At 40.0% G+C, this 8,040-nt stretch carries 8 protein-coding genes; 1 reads left to right on the top strand and 7 read right to left on the bottom strand.

All coding sequences use genetic code 11. The features are described 5' to 3' along the window. Positions 1–449: hypothetical protein (locus B4J23_RS02080; protein ID WP_291358627.1), on the bottom strand; the 449-nt coding region annotated here is incomplete at its 3' end. Positions 450–565: 116 nt separating this feature from the next. On the opposite strand from B4J23_RS02080, the gene B4J23_RS02075 reads away from it, so the two are divergent. Beyond that, positions 566–1,432, top strand: coding sequence for an alpha/beta fold hydrolase (locus tag B4J23_RS02075; protein WP_291358626.1), 867 nt, complete (start codon positions 566–568; stop codon positions 1,430–1,432). Positions 1,433–1,584: 152 nt separating this feature from the next. Here B4J23_RS02075 and gltS read toward each other — a convergent pair whose 3' ends face one another. The 6 genes from gltS to B4J23_RS02045 form a co-directional block, all read right to left on the bottom strand. Further along, positions 1,585–2,808 carry a sodium/glutamate symporter gene (gltS, locus tag B4J23_RS02070; protein WP_104484060.1) on the bottom strand — a complete coding sequence of 408 codons (1,224 nt, stop codon included), beginning with the start codon at positions 2,806–2,808 and terminating at the stop codon, positions 1,585–1,587. 124 nt (positions 2,809–2,932) lie between these two features. After that, on the bottom strand, positions 2,933–3,154 hold the full coding sequence (locus B4J23_RS02065) for a hypothetical protein (protein WP_159123167.1): 222 nt from the start codon (positions 3,152–3,154) through the stop codon (positions 2,933–2,935). Positions 3,155–3,162: 8 nt separating this feature from the next. Continuing rightward, complete coding sequence (locus B4J23_RS02060; protein ID WP_291358625.1) at positions 3,163–3,984, bottom strand: hypothetical protein; 822 nt, start codon at positions 3,982–3,984, stop codon at positions 3,163–3,165. A gap of 137 nt (positions 3,985–4,121) precedes the next feature. Continuing rightward, positions 4,122–6,761 carry a bifunctional aconitate hydratase 2/2-methylisocitrate dehydratase gene (locus B4J23_RS02055; protein WP_248603367.1) on the bottom strand — a complete coding sequence of 880 codons (2,640 nt, stop codon included), beginning with the start codon at positions 6,759–6,761 and terminating at the stop codon, positions 4,122–4,124. Between the two features lie 297 nt (positions 6,762–7,058). Further along, complete coding sequence (locus B4J23_RS02050) at positions 7,059–7,328, bottom strand: hypothetical protein (protein WP_005235947.1); 270 nt, start codon at positions 7,326–7,328, stop codon at positions 7,059–7,061. Between the two features lie 213 nt (positions 7,329–7,541). Continuing rightward, entirely contained in the window at positions 7,542–7,901 is a 360-nt protein-coding gene (locus tag B4J23_RS02045; RefSeq protein WP_291358624.1) for a hypothetical protein, read from the bottom strand. Between the last annotated feature and the right edge of the window lie 139 nt (positions 7,902–8,040).

Here is an 8,040-nt window from a genome sequence, read left to right as displayed (position 1 = left end):
CCGACCGCCGCCCCATAAAGAAGCACACTTGTTCCTCCTAATTCTGCAATAATTAAACCTAACATTGCCAAAGTCATAAGTACACCCGGTAACTGAAATTTACCCAGTTGATGCGGTCGCTTAAACTGATTAATGGTATCTTTCAAAAACCCATGCAAGATATACGCACCAATCGAGAAACTGAAAAAGAGAACATTGATCAATACACAGATCAAATTAATCTGCGAAGATAGTGCTGAATAATAAGCCAATACCGCCAGAATCAATGTCGCAGGGGCATAAAGCAGACTGCTGCGATGCGCAATATCCACATAATAATGCGCCCGTGAATTGACAGACTGGCGGATTTGCCAATATTTCCATACCCCGGTTAACATCCCCATCCATAAGAATATTCCACTAAAAATAATCGCGATCTTTACTGCCGGATCAAGTTCGATTCCCTGCATATTTTCATTCCGTTTTTATCATCGTACTGACTTTTTAGTCATTGTTTTAACAAGTTTCTTTGAAGAAGTCAGGTAAATTTAAGCATTCATTCTGATTCAAAAATATAGTGTAGCCCATGTCTGAATTCGAAACATTGACTCTAAAGTGCCAGGATGGCTATCAATTAAGTGCACGTTTTTATCCAGTCACTGAGACTGAAAGTAAGAAATCTCCCATATTAATTTGTCCTGCGACTGGCATTACCAAACAGTTTTATCATATTTTTAGCTGTTGGCTGCAAGCTCAGGGTTATGCCGTAATGGTATTTGATTTTCGAGGTATTGGGGAATCTTTAAAAGGTTCGGTTAAGCAGTCTAAAGCCAGTATTGTGCAATGGGGACAACTGGACATTCCGGCTGCGATAGATGCGCTATTAGCTAAAACTCAGGCAGCAAAGGTCATCTTACTTGGTCATAGTGCTGGTGGACAGCTGCTGGGTATTGTCCCAAACTATGCCAAAGTGGAAAAAGTCGTGGCAATTGCCGGATCGACTGGTCATGTTAAAGGTTTAAGGGGTCGCACTAAATTACTAGCGCCAGTGATGTTCAATATCATTTTTCCATTGGCACGTATCACTAAAGGCTATGGCCCAACCCAAGCGATTGGTATGGGTGAAAACCTGCCAAAAGATGTGGCACGTGAATGGGCAGAATTTTGTAGTAAACCGGGTTATGTCATCAATGCGATTGGTAAAAAGATCTCACCGGCACATGACTATCATGCCCAGATCACCTGCCCGATCACATCAATCTGGGCTTCAGATGATGAAATTGCCACTCAAGCAAATGTCAAAGACTTGCTGCGCTTATATCCAAAAGCAGCCACAGAAATGATTGAGCTAAAACCCCAAGAATATGGTCATAAAGGGATTGGCCATATGCTGATGTTCAAGAAGTCGCATCAAAACTTATGGCCAGTCATTGAGCAACAGTTATCTGCCTAAAGATGATTTAAATGGTTATTTGCAGGTTAATGTGCTTTAATACGCTCAGTATGAGATGAGCCTCTTACAGTATGTGCCTCAGATGTGCATACGACTAGCCCCTAACCATGGGGCTTTTTCATGTCTATATGATTTTAAAGTCGTATTAAAATTTAACCGAAAAATGCAATGATGCTCTGAATCACCACAGCATTCACAATATCAATAAAAAATGCACCACACAGCGGTACGATCAAAAATGCTTTATGTGATGGACCATAACTATTGGTGACCGCCTGAATATTGGCAATCGCAGTTGGAGTTGCTCCCATACCAAAACCACAATGCCCTGCTACCAGTACGGCTGCATCGTAATTTTTTCCCATGATTCTAAAGGTCACAATTGCGGTAAATAAAATCAGTACCGCTGTCTGCGCAAACAAAATGGTAATGAGCGGGCCTGCCAAATCGGCCAGCAACCAGAGTTGCAGTGACAGTAAAGCCATAGATAAATACAGGGACAATGACGCGTTGCCAAATACATCAATGGCACGGTCGAAAATATCAACTTTCAGTACATGCTCTAGGAAGTTACGTACAATCACCCCTGTCCCTAAGGCCCAGACAAAGGTCGGCAGTTCGAACCATCGTCCTTGACTAATCTCTGTCATTTCATTCGCAACAAAAATACATAGTGCAAACATCCCCAAAGTCGACACTGCATTACTGGCTGTAATCAACCGGGTTTTCTTTGGATATTCGAAGGGTGCGGTGTTGATGCTAGTATCGAGTTGTTGTTCATTGGTCTCTTGCGCTACTGTCTCTGCCAATTGATTGCGTTTAATCAGGAATTTGGCAACCGGACCACCCACAAGCCCACCAATAATCAAACCAAAAGTAGCACTGGCCATACCAAGAACAATTGCCCCTTGGATTCCATATTGAGTTTCAAGCACTTCACCCCAAGCACCGGCAGTACCATGACCCCCTGTTAAAGTAACAGAACCAACAATCAAACCAATCAATGGATCAAGCCCAAGTGCTGTGGCTAAGCTCATGCCAACCGCATTTTGTACAACTACGAATAGAATGACGCAGACCAGAAAGATCAGAAGCGATTTCCCGCCTTCTTTGAGCTTGGTAAAGTCTGCACTTAAACCCACAGAGGTAAAGAACATCAGCATCAGAATGGTTTGAATTTCTGAGTCAAATGTGGCACTGATATTAAAAAATTTATAGAGAATAAAAGCTGTAATCGCTGCGATTAGACCACCGATTACAGGTTCAGGTAAGTTATAGTTTCTAAAGAAGCCAATTTTACTAACAAGATACCGCCCAATAAACAGAAAAAAAACCGCAATCACCAAGGTGCCAAAGGCATCGATTTCATAATTCATAACATTCCCTATTGGCTTTATTTCTATTCAGTTTTAGGAAAATAGTATGAAAAATCAATTTTAGAAATGTTATGCAAGTTATTGTTTCTAGTAATTGTTTAATTTACAGCCCAAATCGATGCAATCAATGCGATGGAATATCATAAACCCAGTTTTTCGCTTGCTGGTCTGTGGTGGTTTCACAGACATAGTAATCATGATCCCAAGCGTCTTGATGGAAGATTTCTTTTTTAGTGTAAGTTACTTGTTTGCCATTTTCGACACAGATAAAACTGTCGCCTTGATCTTTGACTTGGGTTCCATTGAGAAACCCACCAATACAGAGGAATCGGGATTGTTTGGGCATTGATTACTTCAACTTCTTTGCACTTTTAAATCATCAGGTAAATTATTATAAATTTTTCTAGTTGTCATTGTTATTTTTTGAATATTGACGATATCATCATTGATTTTTTCACCACTAACAAAACTGCGTAATGAGATTAAAGTTTTCTCATAAAAATAGTCGTGCCAAATAAACATATACTCGTCACCATATTTCTCAAATGAACTTTTAGTACTTGGTAAGTCTTTAATTATTAGTTCAACAAGCTCTTTATCTTCTTTTTTTAAAAATTCTGTGGTTTTGTCTTTAAAAGCCGCTATTAATGTTATTGCAGTAACTGTTATTCCCTGAAAAATACGCAAACTATTTAAACTTTGATGATCTAAATAAAGGTCTATAAAATCACTATTTAAGTCTTTAATTTCTTTTAAAATATTTTCAATGTTGCAGTCACGGTATAGCTGCTCACTAACCCCTTGTAATTCTAATTCTCTTTTTTCAGCATATACTTTTTTAAAATTAATTCTTATTAGTATTTGAATCAGGAAATTTGTTTTATTAAATACTTTTATTAATTTTAGACAATCTTCCGCAGCAATTAATTGCTTATCATTTCTTACTTTTGAACGATTTGTTTCTAAATCAGTTAAATAATTACTTATTAATGCTATATGACTGTCTTTTTCTCTTATTTTTTGTCGAAATTCTTCCATTTCTTTTTCAAATTTAATATTAATTTTCTTTTCGTAGTACTTAAAAATAATATCTTTAGACAAATATCCAATGCCAACAAGCAAACTTGTAGAACCTAATGTACTAAAAAACCAAACTGATAAATTTGATAATTCCATTAATAATTATTCTCAAAAAAATAAGGGCTGATTACTCAGCCCTTATCTTAAACTACTTATTGCTTAATTTTCAAAGTAAATCATAGATTTACCCTTGCGCTCGGGAAAAGCCTTTCGACTTTTCTCCTCCTCGCTCATTAAGCTAATTGAGCAGCAGCAATTTTCTTAGTATCAATGTCTTTAGCAGCATCTGTATACTCGCTCATCTTGTCGAAGTTCAAGTATTGATAGATGTCAGCAGACATGCTGTCGATTTGAGCAGCGTACTGTTGGTATTCTTCTGGAGAAGGTAATTTACCCAATACAGCAGCAACAGAAGCAAGCTCAGCAGATGCTAGGTAAACGTTAGCACCTTGACCTAGACGGTTCGGGAAATTACGAGTAGATGTAGACACACAAGTAGTGTTTGGAGCTACACGTGCTTGGTTACCCATACATAATGAACAGCCTGGCATTTCAGTACGAGCGCCCGCTTTACCATAAGTATTGTAGAAACCTTCTTCCATCAATTGGTGTTCGTCCATACGAGTTGGTGGAGCCAACCATAGACGAGTAGATAAAGAACCACCAGGTACTTTGTCTAGAAGTTTACCAGCTGCACGGAAGTGACCGATGTTAGTCATACAAGAACCGATGAATACTTCATCAATTTTCACGCCTTGAACGTCAGAAAGAAGTTTCGCATCATCTGGGTCGTTCGGGCAGCAAAGAACTGGTTCTGTGATTGTAGAAAGGTCGATTTCATACACTTTAGTGTATTCAGCATCAGCATCAGCTTTAAGAAGTGATGGATTTTCCAACCATTTTTCCATGTTCTCAACACGGCGTGCCATAGTACGAGCATCGCCATAGCCTTGTGAAATCATCCACTTCAGCATAGTGATGTTAGAACGCAGGTATTCAGCAACTTTCTCTTCAGAAAGCGTGATCGCACAACCAGCCGCAGAACGTTCAGCAGAAGCATCAGAAAGTTCGAATGCTTGCTCAACAGTCAGGTCAGTTTCCATTTCTGTCAGGTCGATCTCAAGGATACGGCCAGAAAAGATGTTTTTCTTACCTTTCTTCTCTACAGTCAGGTCACCTTCTTGGATCGCTACGTAAGGAATTGCATGTACTAGGTCACGAAGCGTGATACCAGGCTGCATTTTACCTTTGAACTTCACAAGAACAGACTCTGGCATATCAAGTGGCATAACACCAGTTGCTGCAGCGAATGCTACAAGACCAGAACCCGCTGGGAATGAAATACCAATTGGGAAACGAGTATGTGAGTCACCACCAGTACCAACAGTATCTGGAAGAAGCATACGGTTTAACCAAGAGTGGATAATACCGTCACCTGGACGTAGAGAAACACCACCACGGTTCATGATGAAATCAGGAAGCGTGTGTTGCATTTGAACGTCAACTGGTTTTGGATACGCAGCTGTGTGACAGAAAGATTGCATTACCAAGTCAGCAGAGAAGCCTAGGCAAGCCAAGTCTTTCAGTTCGTCACGAGTCATAGGACCAGTTGTATCTTGAGAACCAACAGTGGTCATACGTGGTTCACAGTAAGTACCTGGACGGATACCTTGACCTTCAGGAAGACCACAAGCGCGACCAACCATCTTCTGAGCAAGGGTGAAGCCTTTGCCAGTGTCAGCAGGTTGTACTGGAGTACGGAACAGAGTTGAAGGCTCAAGACCAAGCTCTTCACGTGCTTTAGTTGTCAAACCACGACCAATGATCAGGTTAATACGACCACCCGCACGAACTTCGTCTAGAAGTACTGGAGTTTTAAGATCAGCTTCAGCGATTTGAGCACCGTCTTTGAACGCAGTTACTTTAGCAGCAGCCTTGTCGATTTTAAGAGTGATTTCATCACCCATGTTCATGTTTGCTACGTCGATTTCAACTGGTAACGCACCAGCGTCTTCCATAGTGTTGAAGAAAATCGGAGCAATTTTAGAACCTAAGCAGTAACCGCCTTCTTTCTTGTTAGGAATGTGAGCGATTTCGTCACCGAAGAACCAAAGTACAGAGTTAGTTGCAGATTTACGAGAAGAACCTGTACCAACAACGTCACCTACGTAAGCAACTTTGTTGCCTTTCGCGATGAGGTCTTTAATTTGGTTTAATGGACCAACTTCACCAGGAACTTCTGGGTTGATGCCATCACGTTCGTTTTTCAGCATTGCATTTGCGTGCAATGGAATGTCTGGACGGCTCCAAGCGTCTTGTGCTGGAGACAAGTCATCAGTGTTAGTTTCGCCAGTTACTTTGAAAACTGTCAGTTTGATTTCTTCTGGAACGTCTGCACGGTTTGTGAACCATTCAGCGTCAGCCCATGATTGAAGAACAGCTTTTGCATTTGCATTACCTGCGCGTGCTTTATCAGCTACGTCATGGAACGCATCAAATACAAGAAGCGTTTTTTTCAAAGCTTCAGCAGCAAGACCACCAAGCTCTGCGTCTTCTAGAAGTTCAACTAAAGGAGCAACGTTATAACCACCAAGCATAGTGCCCAGTAAGTAAACCGCACGTTCTTTAGAAACTAGTGGAGAAGTCGCTTCGCCTTTTGCCAATGCAGCTAAGAACGCAGCTTTTACGTATGCAGCTTGGTCAACACCCGCTGGAACACGGTTTTCAAGCAAGTCAACTAAGTATGCTTCTTCACCAGCTGGGGGATTTTTTAATAATTCAACTAATGCAGCAGTTTGAGCATCATCAAGTGGCTTCGGTGGGACTCCGAGTGCGGCACGTTCTTCAACGTGTTGGCGGTAAGCTTCTAGCACGGTGTTATTCCTCTTTTTTAAAAAATTACCTGTGAATTCCTGCTTTATAAAAGCTTCACAAATAATATGGACTCTAAAATTTTACTAAAATTCCAGTTAAAAGTTAATGCAAGTACAGTGTTTCTTTGTGATGCTCATTATTTTATAACTAAATGATGCTTATAAAGATCATTCAATAATCAAATCATCATCGCCTTGCATAATTTAAGTACAGATATGGCAACTTTTAACCAAATTCGACACATAAAAAAGGCAACATCAATGTTGCCTAATTTACTTAGAAAAAGATACTCCACCTTAGTGGACTGTCGTCGAGTTCAAATATTGCTGAAAAGCGTCCCGACAACCCTCAAATTTTAATTCACATTGATCTTCATAGGTCTGACTGTGATTGTTGCTGGCAAAGGAAATCTCGACCAAACAGCGTTTTTTGTCCTGCACCAAGATCTGCTTAATCACGACCTTGTCTCCTACACTCAGAACATAGCGTCCGCTACCGATAATCGCCAATCCTTTTTCATCTTCTAACAGCAGATCTGAGTGATATAAATATTTCACGACGTCCATATTATTGTTCTCCTAAAGGCTTTGGAGTTAAATTCATTATTCAATATAAAGATAAGCATTTCTATATTTTAGATTTAGCAATTGTCACAAATTATATTTAATATTGCTTAGGCTATTTTTATTATTAGAAGAATATTCTTATACCTATAAACCACTATTTAATTTGAATGAAGATTCCTTAGTTTGCTTCATTCAAATATAAAAAACCGTTCCTTAGAACGGTTTGTAATCTGGCATTTTATCATGCGGTGTAGCGATACATTTTTCAGTAAATTCAGCGCGGACTTTCTCACGGGCTACATCTACATCGGTCTTAATTTCCTGTTCCGGAAGTGCATAGACTTCATCGATAATATTCAGGATAAAACCGCGAGTGATGTCATCATCGATCTTGTTGGCATGCTCAACAGCCTTTTCTTTCTCGATCGCATTCTGACGATCCAGCATAATGGTCCGTGCAGCATTCCCCACACTACGACAATAGCCATGCCACTGCTCTTCAGGGGTTAAAGGTTTTTTCTCTGCACAGCCGACCAGAGCAACCATCAGCGATAAAGCAAATAACTTTTTCATGAATTTCTCCTTCCGAGAAGCACTATAAGAGATCAGCACAGATTTGTCATTTAAAATGAAATTTCTACCTATTCTTATTGATACTGCCTGCTCGAAAGTAGCATTTCATATCTTAACCACAGCTGGCCTGAACTACTTT

The organism is Acinetobacter sp. UBA3025 (genome assembly GCF_002367915.1).
In the GTDB taxonomy this organism is placed as follows: domain Bacteria; phylum Pseudomonadota; class Gammaproteobacteria; order Pseudomonadales; family Moraxellaceae; genus Acinetobacter.
The sequence above is the reverse complement of the archived record's forward strand: the minus strand, read 5'-3'. Positions and strand labels throughout refer to the sequence as shown.

Coding starts and splice junctions, on each gene's coding strand:
- B4J23_RS02075 (WP_291358626.1), top strand. CDS start 566: ATGTCTGAATTCGAAACATTGACTCTAAAGTGCCAGGATGGCTATCAA.
- gltS (WP_104484060.1), bottom strand. CDS start 2,808: ATGAATTATGAAATCGATGCCTTTGGCACCTTGGTGATTGCGGTTTTT.
- B4J23_RS02065 (WP_159123167.1), bottom strand. CDS start 3,154: ATGCCCAAACAATCCCGATTCCTCTGTATTGGTGGGTTTCTCAATGGA.
- B4J23_RS02060 (WP_291358625.1), bottom strand. CDS start 3,984: ATGGAATTATCAAATTTATCAGTTTGGTTTTTTAGTACATTAGGTTCT.
- B4J23_RS02050 (WP_005235947.1), bottom strand. CDS start 7,328: ATGGACGTCGTGAAATATTTATATCACTCAGATCTGCTGTTAGAAGAT.
- B4J23_RS02045 (WP_291358624.1), bottom strand. CDS start 7,901: ATGAAAAAGTTATTTGCTTTATCGCTGATGGTTGCTCTGGTCGGCTGT.